Origin of the sequence: Rodentibacter caecimuris, from assembly GCF_001019715.1 — a bacterium.
Lineage (GTDB): Bacteria > Pseudomonadota > Gammaproteobacteria > Enterobacterales > Pasteurellaceae > Rodentibacter > Rodentibacter caecimuris.
In genome coordinates, this window is the sequence record NZ_BBXJ01000001.1 from 1,847,593 (window position 1) to 1,863,972 (window position 16,380).

Genomic DNA, 16,380 nt, shown 5'->3' on the forward strand with positions numbered 1-16,380 from the left:
CTTTTATTTTTTGTATTTAATAAATCCATTATAGGCATAGTGAAGAAAATAATAAATTGATTTTACTAAGCCTAATTTTTCTCTTTTAAAATAAATATTAAATGTCCAAATAGCACTTTTAAATTTATTTGATGAAACACTCATTTTTCCAATTCGAACAAAAGAACTTGGCTGATTACTATATAAAGTAGATTCTTCAATTTTTTTTAAACAATCTAAAAAGAAAGCATAATCTTCGTGTTTTATTTGGGGGAAGAGAAGATTTTTAATTTTATCTCTTCTAATCAACACCGTCATTATTTTGAATTGATTACCTTTTAGTAAAGTGTGATAGTCAATCTTTTCACTTGTCGTCACTGACTTTATTACCTTTCCTTCTAAATCACAAAAACTGTAATTTCCATGACTCATTATTAAATTATGCTTAAGCATAAAATTAAGCTGATGTGCTAACTTAGCTTTTTCAATAAAATCGTCACTATCTAAGAAAGTAATGTATTCTCCTTTTGCTTGACCTAAGCCAATATTTCTTGCCATTGCCGGTCCTTGATTACTAGATGTGAAGAAAAGTTTAATCCTTGGATCTTGGTTCATTATTTCTTTTATAATATTTACGCTATTATCCGTTGAACCATCATCAACCGTAATAATCTCAATATTTGGATAAGATTGATTAAGGCAAGAATTTAATGCCTGAACAAGATAATCTGCCGAGTTATAAACTGGCATAATAATACTAATAAGTGGCTCGTTCATTTTTTTCTACTCTTTTTGTTATAATATACAGCACTGGTAAAATTCCTAAAGCTCCCAATATACTAGCATAAGGAACATAAATTACATCCGTAAAAATCAATCCCCCCAATGAGCTTAAATAAATTATTGTTGATAATATTGAACAAAATGAGATTTCTTTAGTTTTACCACAATAAAACAAATAATTAACTAAAAATAGATATGGAATGCTTAAACTAGTAGAAAATAAAAATACAGTAATGTAATACTTAACCCCTAGAAAATGCTCTCCTAATAAAAATAATACCCATTCTTCAGGTATAATTTGTGCAATCAACGATGGAATTGGTACAATCAAAAATGAATACAATGCCCAACGATGTAATTTACTTAGTGTTACTGTTCCTTTTTTTATATTTTCAAACAAATAAGGAACAAGTGCTTTATTTATTGCTAGAATAAATACTGATAAAATAGAAGCAATTTGAGCTCCCATTGCATATAAACCAAGATCGCTTTCGTTAAAGCGGTGAAAAATAAAAACTCTATCTAATTGTCCTTTAATAAAGAAACTACCATGATGGAAAATCATTGGGAGACCAAAAGAGATAATATATAAAAATGCAGTCTTATATTGTGAGAAAGTAAAGTTTTTATTATGACTACCTTTTCTATAAATAAAATAGGCTAATAAAGCCACTAAAATATTACTAATTAAAATAGATAAAATACGTTTTTCAACTAGTTCTGTTTCATATATTTCCAGCATTAATATAGTTAATAATGCATTTGTAATACTGGATGTAATTTGAATCAAGGTATAAGGAATTGCCTGTTTCTGGCATTGCCTAATACTCAGTTGAACTGATAGAAACACCTGAAACATTGCATTCAAAACTAAATAAAACATAATTTCTGAGTGCATTAGCCAACAAAAGAGTATTCCTATTCCACCAAGACAAAGCGTATATACGTAACCTGTATTAATAACAAGATTCAAAGAACGCTTACCATAAACATAAAAATAGCGCGCAACAGCACCATCTTGGCTTAACCCAATAAAGATAACAAACAATGCTAAGAGAGTTTGATAATAAGACAGCTCACCAAATCCCTCTACCCCTAATTTACGTGATAAATAAGGTAGTAATAGAAAAGGAATACATTTAGATGATAGTTCACCAATAAGGTAAATCGAACTATCTTTAACAAGGCTCATTTGTTATTCCCCATAGATCATAAAATCTTTTTGGCTCATTATTTTTATTATTTTGTAAGAAATTTTTAATTAGATAATAGGCTTTCTCGGCAGAATTTTCTTGATAATATGGGTTAACCATCAGAGGTAAACACGCTTGAAAATCATCAGAAAGTAATTTTTGAATGCCTTGTTCAATAGCAGTTTGATTACTTTCAACATCAACAACAGAGTCTCCCCTTACACGCCCCTCTTGGCGCTTTCCTATATTGACAGTACCAACTCCTAATGAAGGAGCTTCAAGTAACCCTGATGAGCTATTACCAATTAATCCTTTTGAATATTTGATTAAAGCTAAGTACTCTTCCGGTTTTACCGACGTAAAAAATGCAAATTGATTCTCTTCAGTGTAGCTTTTTATTTTGGCAAAAATCACATCAGAGTGGGTATCAGAATTTGAACCGATAAAGACAAATTGATAGTCTTGCTTGAAGCGATCAAGTGCTAAAAGTAGTTGCTCAACTTGCTCTTCTACAGACTGACCTGTTATAGTTTCTGGGTGAAATGCCACCATGAAATATGGCTTATTTTGTAAATTTAGCTCTGAGAATAACCGCTCTTTTGTTGGTAATGTTAGACTTAATCCATTTTCAGCACCTAATGAGCCGATATTATGTACAGTTTCAGGTGCTTCACCCAACTGAATTACACGTTTACGATAAACTTCTGTTGCGGTTAAATGCAGTTTCGCCATTTTAGTAATACAATGGCGAATAAATTCATCATAATTACCCAACGTTTGCTCACCACCATGTAAATGGATAAGTGGAATATTATGCGTTGCCGCTGCGGTTGCTACAGAAAGCATTTCATAACGATCACCGAGAACCATTACTGCATCATAATAATGAGTTTGGAAGTGGTGACCAAACAAATCTAATGTATCTGCCATTGAGGTTAAAATGGTTTGATTATTTTGGCTATCCAATTTAACGGCAATTTTTTCACTAATCCTAAACCCATCTTTCTCAATAATTTCTACAGTATTGCCATATTGTGGTTCAAGATGCATTGCGGTAACAATCAAGCTAAAATCTAACTCTTGATCTTCCTGTAAACGTTTTAATAAACGTTTTACAATGCCATACTCTGCACGTGAACCTGTTACATATGCAATTCGTTTTTTAATCATAATTCTGATTCAACAATTGTTCTTAATAATTTATAACCTTGTTCATTTAAATGTAAACCATCTTGGGTATAATCTAAATTTAGCTTGCCATATTGATCACTAAATGGTTTATCTAATGAAATCCATTGGATGTCTTTAAGATTTGTTTTTAGAAACTGATTCAGCTGCCTAATAACTTCATTATCACGATCCACACGTAATGCAATAGGCGTGATTTCTAAGAAATAAAGTATAACATCGGGCTTAATATTTTTTAGCTTGTGAATGAGTAATTGAATATCTGCTAATACTTGTTCATTAGACCAGCCTGGATAAATAATATCATTGGTACCAAACATTAAGATAGCTTTATCACCAAGATGTTGAATTAGATTTTTATCTAAAATTAACTCAAGATATTGTTTTGTTGAAATACCAGCAATTGCAAGATTATTAACCACTTGATCATTAAGCTCTTCAACATTCCAGTAATCTAAAATAGAGTGCCCAATTAAACTGATTGCTTCCGTTTGACTGAAATTCTCTTTCTTAGCAGCAATAGTTTTTTTAATCGTTTCTAATAAGATTTTTTCTTTATTACGCTGTTGAAGAATAAAATAGAAATATTCAAAATCAAGACGATCATCAATATCAACAGAAACTTCTTTATCCATAAAATAAGCGATACATCTTTCACCATAAAAATGTTTCTGTTTTAGATACGCTTGTGGTTTTGCGGAAAAAATTGCCCCATTTGGTGAAAATTCCGGATGATGCTGTTGACGTGTATAATTTGAATAATCAAGTTTAAAATTTTTTAAACTTTCATCCTCATCAATCTCACGGGTTAAAGTTGTTGGCTTATGAGCATCTGATACTGAAACTAAAAAATCAAACCTATCAAAATGTTGCTCAAATTTAGCATTTGCTTCTTGAATATGTTGCGATGTTCTTAATGGAGAAGTCGGTTGCAATAAAACAAAATAATCAAAATTAAGATGTTGATATTTATCCAATACATCTTCAATCACCACAAAAGAGCTAGCCTTATCTGAAGCCAATTCTGCCGAACGTTTCACAAATTCAATAGGATAATGTGAAAGTAAATCAATATATTCTTGCGAATCAGTGCTTACAATAATTTTTTCAAATTCTGCACTCTCTAAAGCAGCCTCAATACTGTAAGCCATAACCGGTTTACCGTTTGCAAATAATACATTTTTATTTGGCAAACCTTTTGAACCAGATCTTGCAGTGATAATTGCAATTTTTTTCATAAATTTGACCGCTCTTTTATTCTTGATTTTTGAAACGACTATCTTGAATAAGTTGATCTTCTTCAAAATCCATTTCAGCTTCTTTACCTAAAATATCATACCAAAACATAGGACTAATGCCGTTGCCTGGCCGCTTAGTCGTTAGGTTCTCAGTGGTATAAATTTCTCCTTTCTTAATTGGACATGCAGCAATGATGGATTTACGTGCAACAATCTTATTTTTTGCCTCTGACATAGTCACAATCTTTTCTGATGAACCAAGTGATTTTTCAACAGCACGAATACCTTCACAGAGTAATTTTAATTCTTCAGGTGTCACCGATGCTTTATGATCAGGACCTTCAAAATTTTTATCTAGCGTAAAGTGTTTTTCGATGAAAGTAATCCCATAAGGTACAGCAGCAATACCTGCAAAATATCCTATCGAATGATCAGAAAAGCCTAAATTATAATCTGAGAATACTTCTTTTAATTGATGAAATGCATTTAAATTCACATCTTCATAAGATGTTGGATATTCTGTATTACAATGAAGGATAGTAATATCTTTCTTTAAAATACCGTTTTTTTCTAACACGGCTAAGGCATCTTTTATTTCATCAATTGTTGCCATCCCAGTTGAAATTACAATATTTTTACCTTCAATTGGTAAACAGGCTATTTTCTCTAAGTAGGGTAAATTGGTTAATTCACCTGATGGAATTTTCCAAACTTTTTGCTTTTCTCCCGCAAGAAAATCAATAGATTCCATATCAAACGGAGTAGAAAATACTTCCAAGTCAAGTGAACGGGCATAGATTTCCAACTTACGAAATTCATCATAAGGAAGTTCTAATTTTCGGGTCATTTCAAGCTGACTATCTCCGGTACCAGTGGTAACTTTTTGATATTCCGCCTTTGGAGCATATTTTGAAATTAATTTATCTGCTTTAAATGTTTGGAACTTAACGGCATCTACACCACATTCTTTAGCTACATCAACCATTTTCTTTGCTAATACGGGATCACCATTATGGTTACAACCAATTTCTGCCACAATAAATACTTGACTCATTTTTATTCAATTTCCTTAATCAATTTTGCGGGCACGCCTGCCACCACTGTTCGTGGTTTAACATTACGAATCACTACAGCCCCAGCACCTACAACTGCGCTTTCGCCTATTCTCAATTGCCCTGTAACAACAGAGGAGCTTCCGATAAAACAATAATCTTCAACAATCACATCGCCATTTAACGTACTATTTGTGGAAATATTACTATGACTACCGATATAGCAACCATGTTCCACAAGAGATTTTGTGTTGATAATAACGTTATTGCCAACAGTAACACCACTATTAACAATTGCCATTTTTCCAACAAAAACACCTTTACCTAAGGTTGAATGATTAGAAATGATTGATGTTCTATCAATTACGTTAATAACATCGCATTGATATTTTTCTAACTTTAAATATTTTTCTAAACGGTAGTTATTATTGCCAATACTAATGAAAAAACTATAATTACCTCTTTCTTTAAATTCATCAATTGTTTTTGCAAGTACAGGATAGCCTAAATGAGTTGTTCCTTCAGGTTTGAAGTTATCAATAAACCCACAAAACTCATATTGAGAAATATCTAAAGAATCTAGTACTGATTTTGCATAACCACCCGCACCAATAAATATTACCTTTTTCTTCATCATTCTTTTCTGCTGTTTTGGAACACTAGACCGAATAAAATAATCAACGTGGATAGAATTACCCCAATAATAAATCCAATTACAATAATTAACGCTTTCTTAGGCTTATCCTTCACCACTGGATAATCAGGAGAAGCCTGATAGCTAAATGTATTTGCTTTAGCTTCTTTTACTTTGCTTAATAATGGTCCCAATTCTTCTAGCTGTGCAGTAACTTGATAATATTTCGGTGGATATACAACTGCTTCTTGATTTAATACATCAATTTGGGCTTTTAAATATTTTTCACCTAGCATAAACAGATATGTACCATCGCTCAACTTAGAATCGGAAAGAGGCAATTTTACCTCTGACATAGCAAGAGCTTGAAGAGCATTATCGCTTGTTGAGCTAAATGATTTTGCATAGTCTTTAATATCTGCTTTTTGAGCAATTCTCAATGCATTATTTAAGTTTTCTAGTTGAACCTTTTTTTGAATAGCAAGATCTCGCTCAAATTTTGTTTTTTCATAGGTTAAATCAGAAAGCACCTCATTAAAGTCAATGAGAAAATTCTCAACTTCAAGTTGATAAGCCTCTTTTCCTGCAAAGCTAATAAATTGTTGTAATGTTTCTTGCGCTTCAATTGGTGTTTCAGCAATAAACTTTATTCTACGTCCTAATAAATCCGGCTCTTTTTTAGGATCCGGTTTAGTAATATTAATATCTTTAGTAATGAGGTCGGAGAGAATAAGTCGTTTAGCTTTCTCTTCTTTCCCCCCTGAAATTTGTTGATAAACGTCTGACTGTTCAAAAAAAGTTTCGCGCGTATCTAAAGATTCAGACATCAGATTAAATTTGTCAAATAACGATTTTCTCAATCCATTTGCGTCGAACTCTTGTCCTAAGATCCGAGCATATTCTTTGCGAATATTGAAATACTCACCTAAATCAGAAATTTTGGGCTCTATCACTTCTGCTTTAGAAGTCCACTGCTCTTTTGCAGTAAACGCATACACACCTGCAATTAAAGTGCATATAAATGCAGAAAGTAGAATCCAAATTTTTTTATTCCATAAAACTTTAATCAATTCAATGAGCTCAATCTCATCATTATTAGTTATACTCGTACTATTCACTGTAAAATCCTCTATCTAGTGGTTATTCCATAGTATCACGTCGGGTATGATAGGCTATATTATTCTCCTTCACAAGGATAAAAAATGTAAATGGATGTAAAAGAAAAGTAAAAAAGTGCAGTCAAAATCAACCGCACTTTCTTTGCTCAATATACAATTTTCTAGCCCAAATTACGCATAATACATCTCAAACTCTACCGGATGCGGGGTCATATTCAAACGTTCTACTTCCTTGCGTTTAATGCCGATGAAAGCTTTCACAAACTCTCTGCTAAATACATTACCGTGGGTTAAGAACTCGTAATCCTTCTCTAAAGCATTCAATGCTTCTTCAAGTGAGCTTGCTACGGCAGGAATGTCTTTAAGTTCTTCCGGTGGTAAATCGTAAAGGTTTTTATCCATCGCATCACCCGGGTGGATTTTATTCACGATACCGTCTAACCCCGCCATTAATAAAGCGGCAAATGCAAGATATGGGTTTGCCATTGGATCAGGGAAACGGGCTTCAATACGAATCGCTTTCGGGCTTGTCACTGCGGGAATACGGATTGAGGCGGAACGGTTACTTGCCGAATACGCCAATAGTACCGGAGCTTCATAACCCGGCACTAAGCGTTTATAAGAGTTGGTACTTGGATTTGTAAACGCATTTAAAGCTTTGGCATGTTTGATAATACCACCGATATAGTAAAGTGCGGTTTCAGAAAGCCCTGCATATTTATCACCTTGAAAGATGTTTTTGCCATCTTTACTTAATGACATATTACAGTGCATACCCGAACCATTGTCGCCGGTGATTGGTTTAGGCATAAAACACGCAGTTTTACTATGTTCAAGTGCGACATTTTGCACTACATATTTATAAATTTGGGTTTCATCCGCTTTTAAGGTAAGGCTATTAAATTTTGTTGCGATTTCATTTTGACCTGCTGTCGCAACTTCGTGGTGATGTGCTTCGATCACTAAACCGAGTTCTTCCAAAATTAAGCACATTTCAGAGCGAATATCATGGGCTGAATCAATTGGTGCAACCGCACAATAACCGCCTTTCTTAAGTGGGCGGTAAGCATTATTGCCGCCTTCATATTTTTTATTGGTATTCCAAGCAGCTTCCACATCATCAACGGAAAAAGAAGCACGGTTCATAGACACATCAAAACGCACATCATCAAATAAGAAAAATTCCGGCTCCGGCCCGAAAAATGCTTGATCTGCAATACCGGTAGAACGCATATAATTTTCAGCACGAATAGCAATAGAGCGGGGATCACGATCATAACTCTGCATAGTCGTCGGTTCATATACACTACAACGCAGAGAGAGAGTTGGAATTTGAGCAAACGGATCAACCACAGCGGTTTCTGCCATTGGCATTAACAGCATGTCGGCCTTATTAATTGTTTTCCAACCTTCCACGGATGAACCATCAAACATTTTACCATCTTCAAATATGTCTTCATCAATAAGACTAACTGGAATAGACACGCCGTGTTCTTTACCTTTTATATCAGTGAATCGAAGAATGACAAATTTAATATCATTTTCTTCAATTAACTTGAATACATTTGCGATAGCGTTTGCGTTTGACATAGGGAACCCTCTATTTTGCTGTGTAAATATGATTGAAATAAGCGTGCATTATAACGTAATCCCATCGACTTTTCATTGGATTTATTTTTCAGATTTAGCGTAGCGGGCAATATAAAAGTCATGTATAATCCCTGCCCTTTCGTGCGTGAAACCTTGTTTTACACACTCTACATCTTTAATAACTCTGAATGAACAATGACAAATAAAATTGATATTAATAAACTGCGCAATATTGCAATTATTGCGCACGTTGACCACGGAAAAACCACACTTGTAGATAAACTTCTTCAACAATCCGGTACTTTTGAAGCAACACGTGGCGATATAGACGAGCGTGTTATGGATTCAAATGATCTAGAAAAAGAACGCGGCATTACTATTCTTGCTAAAAACACTGCGATTAATTGGAATGATTACCGTATTAACATTGTCGATACGCCGGGGCATGCGGACTTTGGCGGAGAAGTAGAACGTGTTCTTTCCATGGTTGATTCCGTACTTTTAGTCGTTGATGCGTTTGACGGCCCAATGCCGCAAACCCGTTTCGTCACCCAAAAAGCCTTTGCTCACGGATTAAAACCGATTGTTGTAATCAACAAAGTTGACCGTCCGGGGGCTCGTCCTGATTGGGTTGTAGATCAAGTTTTCGATTTATTTGTCAATCTTGGTGCAACAGATGAACAGCTAGACTTTCCGATCATTTATGCCTCCGCATTAAACGGTGTTGCGGGTCTTGAACATGAAGAATTGGCAGAAGATATGACACCGTTATTTGAAGCCATTGTTAAACACGTTGAACCACCAAAAGTGGAATTAAATGCACCGTTCCAAATGCAAATTTCCCAATTAGATTACAACAGCTATGTTGGGGTAATTGGTATTGGTCGTATTAAACGCGGTTCGATTAAACCAAATCAACCTGTAACCATTATTAATAGTGAAGGAAAAACCCGTCAAGGGCGCATCGGTCAAGTGCTTGGTCACCTTGGTTTACAGCGTTATGAAGAAGAAATGGCTTATGCGGGCGATATCGTGGCTATCACCGGATTAGGCGAACTCAATATTTCCGATACTATTTGCGATATCAATTCCGTTGAAGCCTTACCTTCATTAACTGTGGATGAACCGACTGTCACGATGTTCTTCTGTGTCAATACTTCACCATTTGCCGGTCAAGAAGGAAAATATGTGACTTCACGTCAAATTCTTGAGCGTTTAAATAAAGAGCTGGTTCACAATGTGGCGTTGCGTGTGGAAGAAACGCCAAACCCGGATGAATTCCGCGTATCCGGTCGAGGTGAATTACATCTTTCCGTATTGATTGAAAATATGCGCCGTGAAGGCTATGAACTCGCCGTATCCCGTCCAAAAGTTATCTATCGTGAAATCGATGGTAAAAAACAAGAACCTTATGAACAAGTAACGATTGACGTGGAAGAACAACACCAAGGTTCTGTCATGGAAGCCTTAGGTATCCGTAAAGGTGAAGTGCGTGATATGTTACCGGATGGCAAGGGGCGTGTTCGTTTAGAATATATCATTCCAAGTCGCGGCTTAATCGGCTTCCGTGGCGAATTTATGACTATGACTTCCGGTACCGGTTTGCTTTACTCCAGTTTCAGCCATTATGATGACATCAAAGGCGGCGAAATCGGTCAACGTAAGAACGGCGTGTTAATCTCTAACGCCACAGGTAAAGCCCTAGCCTACGCATTGTTCGGTTTACAAGAACGAGGCAAATTAATGATCGATGCCAACGTAGAAGTGTATGAAGGGCAGATTATCGGTATCCATAGCCGTTCAAACGATTTAACCGTCAACTGCTTACAAGGTAAAAAACTCACCAATATGCGCGCTTCGGGTAAAGATGACGCCATTGTGCTCACTACACCGGTGAAATTTAGCCTTGAACAAGCCATTGAATTTATTGATGACGATGAATTAGTGGAAGTCACCCCTGAATCGATCCGAATCCGCAAAAAACTATTGACGGAAAACGATCGTAAACGTGCAAACCGAACAACAACCAGTACAAGCACACATTAATGAAAATAGGGATCAACCATGATCCCTTTTCCCTCTAAAAAAGTACTCTAAATATCATGTCACGCAATAGTGACATAGCTTGAATGTATCAAAATACTCCATGATAGTTTGGCTGTTGTACTTAATGACAATACCAAACTTTTTAATCTCCCGCATTTTAGTCATAGGAAATGTTATTATGCTTACGATGTTCATTGGAATTCTCATCGGTATTATCGTGAGTTTTCAAACGGCAATTAATTCCCGCTTACGCAGTTATCTCCGCGTCCCTTTTTTATCTTCCTTTATTTCTTTTAGTGGCGGAACACTCTTTTTACTAATACTTGCCAAGCTATCAAACGAACCGCTAACGATTGAACCGGAAACCCTTTTACAAACACCTTGGTGGCTTTGGATTGGTGGATTAATGGGAATGGTCTCATTAACGGCAAATATTTTACTATTTGCTAAGCTCGGCAGCGTACAAACGGCAATCATTCCTTTGCTTGGGCAAGTTATAATGGGCATATTGATCGATACTTTCGGTTGGTTCTATTCCCCTAAAATCGATCTTAATCTTATTCGTATATTAGGTATTAGTTTAGTTTTTCTAGGGATATTTTTTACCGTTGTTATGCCTATCATGAAAAAAACAAAATCACCTCATAGTCAATCAGAACCTCATCTTTGGTTATGGCGGTTTTTTGGTATTTTTGCCGGAATGTTATTGGCTGCACAAACGGCAATCAATGCAGAATTAGGACGTGTGCTGCACTCCTCCGTTCAAGCCGCGTTTGTCTCCTTTGCGGTTGGTGGAAGCGGATTGTTTCTAGTGGTTTTATTTTATGAAAAAAGTTTTTCAACGCTAAAAAATGCTATCGGCAAAGGAAAGCCTTGGTGGGTATGGTTCGGTGGATGTTTAGGCGCGTTGTTTATTTTCGGCAGCATTACTCTTGTTCCCCAAATCGGGACTGGCGGAGCAGTGGTTTTAGCGTTACTCGGTTTAATTTCAGGGAGTTTATTAGTGGACAAATTTGGCTTTTTCGGCGCACAACGAAAAGTAATTCGTCCTATTCAGTTAGCCGGTCTGGGCATTTTAATCTGTGGTGTGATGCTAATTCAGTTGATTAGGATATAAAGGATTTATCATAAAGTGCGGTTCAAATCGAACCGCTACTCTTTGTCGAAACCTATAAAACAACAATATTTCTAACCGCACTTTTTCAGCTCTATTGGCGATAATTTTGTAAAAAACGTCCCAATTTTGTAATGGCCTCTGTCAATTGGTTCACGTAAGGCAACGTGACAATACGGAAGTGATCCGGTGAGTGCCAATTAAATCCTTTACCGTGAACAAGCAACACTTTTTCTTGGCGAAGTAAATCCAGCACCATTTTTTCATCACTATGAATATTAAATTTTTTCACATCCATTTTGGGGAACATATAGAGTGCCCCCATTGGTTTCACACAAGTGATGCCGGGAATTTGTGTTATCAATTCATAGGCTTTATTACGTTGCTCCAATAAACGTCCGCCCGGCAAAATAAACTCATTAATGCTTTGATAGCCGCCTAACGCTGTCTGAATCGCATGCTGCATCGGCACATTGGCACATAAACGCATAGAGGCCAACATATCCAAGCCCTCAATGTACCCTTTAACGTGATGTTTCGGCCCATTTAGAATCATCCAACCTTGGCGGAAACCGGCGACACGGTAAGATTTTGATAATCCGTTAAAAGTTACCGTTAATAAATCGGGGGCTAATGCCGCAATATGATGGTGAACCGCATCATCATATAAAATTTTATCGTAAATTTCATCAGCAAAAATAATCAGATTGTTTTGACGCGCTATCTCCACGATTTCTTCCAACAATGCTTTGCTATATACTGCACCCGTTGGATTATTCGGGTTGATAATCACGATAGCTTTTGTTTTAGCATTCACTTTTGCCTTAATATCATCGATAGCAGGAAACCAACCGGCGTCTTCGTCACACAAATAATGCACAGCTTTACCGCCGGAAAGCGTCACCGCCGCCGTCCATAACGGATAATCCGGCATAGGTACCAATACTTCATCACCATCATTTAACAATGCCTGCATAGCCATCGTAATCAGTTCGGAAACACCGTTACCAATATACACATCATTCACTGTCGAGCCTTGAATGCCCTTTGATTGATAATATTGCACAATGGCTTTACGGGCGGAATATAGCCCTTTAGAATCACAATAACCTTGTGCAGAAGGCAAATTACGCAAGACATCCACCAAAATCTCATCCGGCGCTTCAAAACCAAATGGTGCGGGATTACCAATATTTAATTTTAAAATTTTATTGCCTTCCTCTTCTAAACGGAGCGCCTCTTTGTGTACCGGTCCGCGAATATCATAACAAACCTGTTCCAATTTATCGGATTTGGGGAATAATCGCATACAAATTCCTTTTATTTTTGTGATAAGTGCGGTTAATTTACGCTGAATTTTCAATCTTGAAAAGATTTTGTAAAAAAATTTTTTGTAACAAACAAACTGCGGTAAAATAACCAGCAATTTTTACTATAAATTTAACAATATCTAATGGATAGTTTAGAGCAAGCGACAAGCCAATTAAGTCGGCAGATTGAGGATTATTTGCGACAAAAACAAAGTGATATTGTGTGTTTCCAAACGGATATCACCAATGTCAATTTATTGGCGTGGCTGAAAGCCCAAAGTATTTATCCACAATTTTATTTGCATTTTCGTGACGAAAACAAAAGCCTTGCTGCTGTCGGTCAAGTGCGGTCATTTTCCCAGCTGAATTTAGCCCAAACATTCATTGAGGAATATAATTTTCCCATTATCGGCGGTTTACAATTTCAGGGAAGCGGGCAATTTATTTTGCCTCAGCTTTTATTGGAAGAAAATGGGAATGGCACGACAATTAGCTGTTTCGTTGAAGGTAAAACCTCAGCGCAAAACGCATTAACAATATTAAAAACCTTGCCTAAAACGACCGCACTTTGTGTATTGACAAAACAGCCCCCATTACATACCGAACAACGGGCAAATAAACGAATTTGGTGCGATTGGGTAAACCAAGCCCTGTATGAAATTAAGCAAGGCGGGCTGATAAAACTGGTGTTAGCCAACGAAACCGTTTTTCATTTAAAACAAGCTATCAACCCCTATGACTTTTTAGCAGAAAGCCAAAATCAAAATCAAGGTTGTTATCATTTTTTATGGGCGGAAAAACCCTATTCGACATTTGTCGGTTCAACGCCGGAACGTTTATTTGCCCGTGAATACAATCTGTTTTTAACTGAAGCTCTTGCCGGCACCGCACCGATTACGGCTGATCCAAAAGAAAATCAGCAGCAAGCAGAATGGTTATTAAATGATGAAAAAAATTTGAACGAAAACTGGCTTGTAGTGCAAGATATTTCACAAAATATTCACCCTATGGTGGAATCTTTTGATATCAGCGAAGTAGAGCTCAAACCTTTGCGCAAAGTCCAGCATTTACTGCGAAAAATTCGGGCAAATTTGACCGCACATTATCGGGATTCAGTATTACTTCAAGCCATTCATCCTACAGCGGCAGTTTCCGGTTTGCCCCAACAACAAGCGAAGATGATTTTATCGGAAATTGAAACCTTTGAACGAGGCTGGTATGCCGGCACTTTAGGATTGATGAGTAAAGCATACTCTGAATTTTGTGTTGCGATCCGATCCGCATTTATTGAAGGTAATCAAATTCGAGTCTTTGCCGGTGCGGGTATTGTTGAAGGCTCCGAACCTTTAACGGAATGGCAAGAAATTGAACGTAAGGCAGAGGGACTAATTTCCCTTTTTGCAGAAAATAATAATGGAGAGAAAGAATGTCTATAAGCGTGTTTAATCGTTGTTGGTCAAAAGTGATTTTAGAAACCTTGGTGCGCCAAGGCGTTTCTCATTTCTGTATTGCGCCCGGCTCACGCTCGACTCCTTTAACCCTTGAAGCCGTACGATTACAAAATAACGGTCGTGCGACTTGTTATAGCCATTTTGATGAGCGTGGTTTAGGCTTTTTTGCGCTTGGTATTGCCAAATCCACCCAAGCTCCTGTAGCAATTATTGTCACTTCCGGTACGGCTACGGCAAATCTTTATCCGGCAATTATTGAAGCGCGTCAAAGCGGAGTGGATCTCGTTGTATTAACGGCAGACCGTCCCCCTGAACTATGGGAATGCGGAGCAAATCAAGCCATCTTGCAACAAAATATGTTTGCTGACTACCCTGTTGCCAATGTGAATTTACCTAAACCGAATACTGACTATTCCGCAAACTGGTTAATCTCCCTGCTTGAGCAAGCGGTATTTCAGCAAACACAACAAGGCGGTGTTGTACATATTAACGTGCCTTTCGCCGAACCGCTTTACGAAGCAACCGAAGAAGCGATAGACAGCCATCCTTGGTTACAATCATTACGGCATTGGTTAGCACAAAGTAAGCCATGGATAACCCATGAAGCCCAACAACAAGAAGTGCTTATGCATGAAAATTGGGATCATTGGCGTACCAAACGTGGTGTCATTGTCGTAGGGCAACTACCGGCGGAACAAGCTATGGGCATTAATGCTTGGGCAACCACAATGGGTTGGATTTTATTGACGGACATTCAATCCGGGGTCGAGCCCACCAGCCCTTATGCCGATATTTGGCTTGCTAATCAAACCGTTCGTGAAAAATTGTTACAAGCGGATATTGTTATTCAGTTTGGCTCTCGTTTTATCAGCAAACGGATTAATCAATTTTTACAAGCTTTTAAAGGCGAATTCTGGATTGTAGAACAAAGCTCAAAGGCGGTTGATCCTTATCATCACACACATACTCGTTTTAATGCGAAGGTACATCATTGGCTACGAGCCCATCCGCCGCTTCGTCAAAAACCTTGGCTATTAGAACCTCTCGCCTTGTCAAAATTCTGTGCCGGTTTTATTGAACAGCAGGTGGGAGGCAACTTAAACGAGGCCTCTCTTGCCCATCATATTGAACGGGTATTACCTTACAATGGGATTTTATTCCTTGGCAATAGCTTATTTGTGCGCCTTGCGGATGCCCTCACCAAACTCCCTGAAGGCTATCCAATTTATACAAATCGTGGCGCAAGCGGAATTGACGGTTTACTGGCAACGGCTGCCGGTATTGGCGTAGGAACAAATCAACCCGTTGTAGCAATGATTGGCGATACCTCGACACTCTACGATCTTAATTCTCTTGCACTTTTCAAAAACGTTACGCAACCAACCATTATTTTTGTGATTAACAATAACGGCGGCGCCATTTTTGATATGTTACCGGTAGATGAAGCAGTCAAAGATCGTTTTTATCGCTTACCGCATAACGGCGATTTCTCACAAATTGCAGCGATGTTTGATATTAAATACGCCCATCCTTACACTTGGGCGGATTTAAGCAGCATATTAAAACAAGCCTACACCCGTCGTAAAACGACGCTTATTGAAATTAAAACGAACCCGAATGATGGTAGCAACATCTACAAACGTTTAATTGAACAAATCAGTTATGCCGTGATTGGCGAATAAAG

Annotated in this window: 13 protein-coding genes; 4 read left to right on the plus strand and 9 right to left on the minus strand. The window is 37.1% G+C overall.

Translation table 11 applies throughout. From position 1 onward, the window contains the following. Window positions 1–3 precede the first annotated feature (3 nt). From PNEUHYL_RS09075 to glnA, 8 genes are all read right to left on the minus strand, one after another. Window positions 4–756 carry a glycosyltransferase family 2 protein gene (locus PNEUHYL_RS09075; RefSeq protein ID WP_059367406.1) on the minus strand — a complete coding sequence of 251 codons (753 nt, stop codon included), beginning with the start codon at window positions 754–756 and terminating at the stop codon, window positions 4–6. After that, complete coding sequence (locus PNEUHYL_RS09080) at window positions 737–1,954, minus strand: flippase (protein WP_059367410.1); 1,218 nt, start codon at window positions 1,952–1,954, stop codon at window positions 737–739. Before PNEUHYL_RS09080 ends, PNEUHYL_RS09075 begins: the two co-directional genes overlap by 20 nt. Then, the gene (gene neuC, locus PNEUHYL_RS09085; protein ID WP_059367413.1) at window positions 1,941–3,125 is read right to left on the minus strand and encodes a UDP-N-acetylglucosamine 2-epimerase; all 1,185 of its coding nucleotides are present in this window, start codon (window positions 3,123–3,125) and stop codon (window positions 1,941–1,943) included. The genes PNEUHYL_RS09080 and neuC overlap by 14 nt, the downstream gene beginning before the upstream one ends. Beyond that, window positions 3,122–4,381 (minus strand): cytidylyltransferase domain-containing protein, encoded by a 1,260-nt coding sequence (locus PNEUHYL_RS09090; RefSeq protein ID WP_059367415.1) that lies wholly within the window; start codon window positions 4,379–4,381, stop codon window positions 3,122–3,124. The genes neuC and PNEUHYL_RS09090 overlap by 4 nt, the downstream gene beginning before the upstream one ends. 16 nt (window positions 4,382–4,397) lie before the next feature. Next, a complete protein-coding gene (gene neuB / locus PNEUHYL_RS09095) occupies window positions 4,398–5,435 on the minus strand; it encodes an N-acetylneuraminate synthase (protein ID WP_059367417.1) in 1,038 nt (345 codons plus the stop codon). A 2-nt stretch (window positions 5,436–5,437) separates the two neighbouring features. Beyond that, window positions 5,438–6,067 carry an acetyltransferase gene (locus tag PNEUHYL_RS09100; RefSeq protein WP_059367418.1) on the minus strand — a complete coding sequence of 210 codons (630 nt, stop codon included), beginning with the start codon at window positions 6,065–6,067 and terminating at the stop codon, window positions 5,438–5,440. After that, the gene (locus PNEUHYL_RS09105; protein ID WP_059367419.1) at window positions 6,067–7,185 is read right to left on the minus strand and encodes an LPS O-antigen chain length determinant protein WzzB; all 1,119 of its coding nucleotides are present in this window, start codon (window positions 7,183–7,185) and stop codon (window positions 6,067–6,069) included. Before PNEUHYL_RS09105 ends, PNEUHYL_RS09100 begins: the two co-directional genes overlap by 1 nt. A 171-nt stretch (window positions 7,186–7,356) precedes the next feature. Further along, window positions 7,357–8,775 carry a type I glutamate--ammonia ligase gene (glnA, locus tag PNEUHYL_RS09110; protein WP_059367421.1) on the minus strand — a complete coding sequence of 473 codons (1,419 nt, stop codon included), beginning with the start codon at window positions 8,773–8,775 and terminating at the stop codon, window positions 7,357–7,359. Between the two features lie 195 nt (window positions 8,776–8,970). Here glnA and typA point away from each other — a divergent pair, with 195 nt between their 5' ends. Together typA and PNEUHYL_RS09120 are read left to right on the plus strand one after the other, a co-directional pair. Then, a complete protein-coding gene (gene typA, locus PNEUHYL_RS09115) occupies window positions 8,971–10,821 on the plus strand; it encodes a translational GTPase TypA (protein WP_059367422.1) in 1,851 nt (616 codons plus the stop codon). A gap of 178 nt (window positions 10,822–10,999) precedes the next feature. Then, window positions 11,000–11,938 carry a DMT family transporter gene (locus tag PNEUHYL_RS09120; protein ID WP_059367424.1) on the plus strand — a complete coding sequence of 313 codons (939 nt, stop codon included), beginning with the start codon at window positions 11,000–11,002 and terminating at the stop codon, window positions 11,936–11,938. Window positions 11,939–12,029: 91 nt separating this feature from the next. Here PNEUHYL_RS09120 and PNEUHYL_RS09125 read toward each other — a convergent pair whose 3' ends face one another. After that, entirely contained in the window at window positions 12,030–13,244 is a 1,215-nt protein-coding gene (locus tag PNEUHYL_RS09125) for a pyridoxal phosphate-dependent aminotransferase (protein WP_059367430.1), read from the minus strand. A 144-nt stretch (window positions 13,245–13,388) separates the two neighbouring features. Here PNEUHYL_RS09125 and PNEUHYL_RS09130 point away from each other — a divergent pair, with 144 nt between their 5' ends. Together PNEUHYL_RS09130 and menD are read left to right on the plus strand one after the other, a co-directional pair. Further along, window positions 13,389–14,681: an isochorismate synthase gene (locus tag PNEUHYL_RS09130; protein ID WP_059367432.1), complete on the plus strand. Its 1,293-nt coding sequence runs from the start codon at window positions 13,389–13,391 to the stop codon at window positions 14,679–14,681. Further along, complete coding sequence (menD, locus tag PNEUHYL_RS09135; RefSeq protein ID WP_059367434.1) at window positions 14,672–16,378, plus strand: 2-succinyl-5-enolpyruvyl-6-hydroxy-3-cyclohexene-1-carboxylic-acid synthase; 1,707 nt, start codon at window positions 14,672–14,674, stop codon at window positions 16,376–16,378. The genes PNEUHYL_RS09130 and menD overlap by 10 nt, the downstream gene beginning before the upstream one ends. Window positions 16,379–16,380: the final 2 nt, after the last annotated feature.

Excerpts from the sequence above, each read along its gene's own strand:
- PNEUHYL_RS09120 (WP_059367424.1), top strand. The coding sequence starts at position 11,000 with ATGCTTACGATGTTCATTGGAATTCTCATCGGTATTATCGTGAGTTTT.
- typA (WP_059367422.1), top strand. The coding sequence starts at position 8,971 with ATGACAAATAAAATTGATATTAATAAACTGCGCAATATTGCAATTATT.
- PNEUHYL_RS09130 (WP_059367432.1), top strand. The coding sequence starts at position 13,389 with ATGGATAGTTTAGAGCAAGCGACAAGCCAATTAAGTCGGCAGATTGAG.
- PNEUHYL_RS09090 (WP_059367415.1), bottom strand. The coding sequence starts at position 4,381 with ATGAAAAAAATTGCAATTATCACTGCAAGATCTGGTTCAAAAGGTTTG.
- glnA (WP_059367421.1), bottom strand. The coding sequence starts at position 8,775 with ATGTCAAACGCAAACGCTATCGCAAATGTATTCAAGTTAATTGAAGAA.
- PNEUHYL_RS09125 (WP_059367430.1), bottom strand. The coding sequence starts at position 13,244 with ATGCGATTATTCCCCAAATCCGATAAATTGGAACAGGTTTGTTATGAT.
- PNEUHYL_RS09075 (WP_059367406.1), bottom strand. The coding sequence starts at position 756 with ATGAACGAGCCACTTATTAGTATTATTATGCCAGTTTATAACTCGGCA.
- neuB (WP_059367417.1), bottom strand. The coding sequence starts at position 5,435 with ATGAGTCAAGTATTTATTGTGGCAGAAATTGGTTGTAACCATAATGGT.
- neuC (WP_059367413.1), bottom strand. The coding sequence starts at position 3,125 with ATGATTAAAAAACGAATTGCATATGTAACAGGTTCACGTGCAGAGTAT.
- PNEUHYL_RS09080 (WP_059367410.1), bottom strand. The coding sequence starts at position 1,954 with ATGAGCCTTGTTAAAGATAGTTCGATTTACCTTATTGGTGAACTATCA.
- PNEUHYL_RS09100 (WP_059367418.1), bottom strand. The coding sequence starts at position 6,067 with ATGAAGAAAAAGGTAATATTTATTGGTGCGGGTGGTTATGCAAAATCA.
- menD (WP_059367434.1), top strand. The coding sequence starts at position 14,672 with ATGTCTATAAGCGTGTTTAATCGTTGTTGGTCAAAAGTGATTTTAGAA.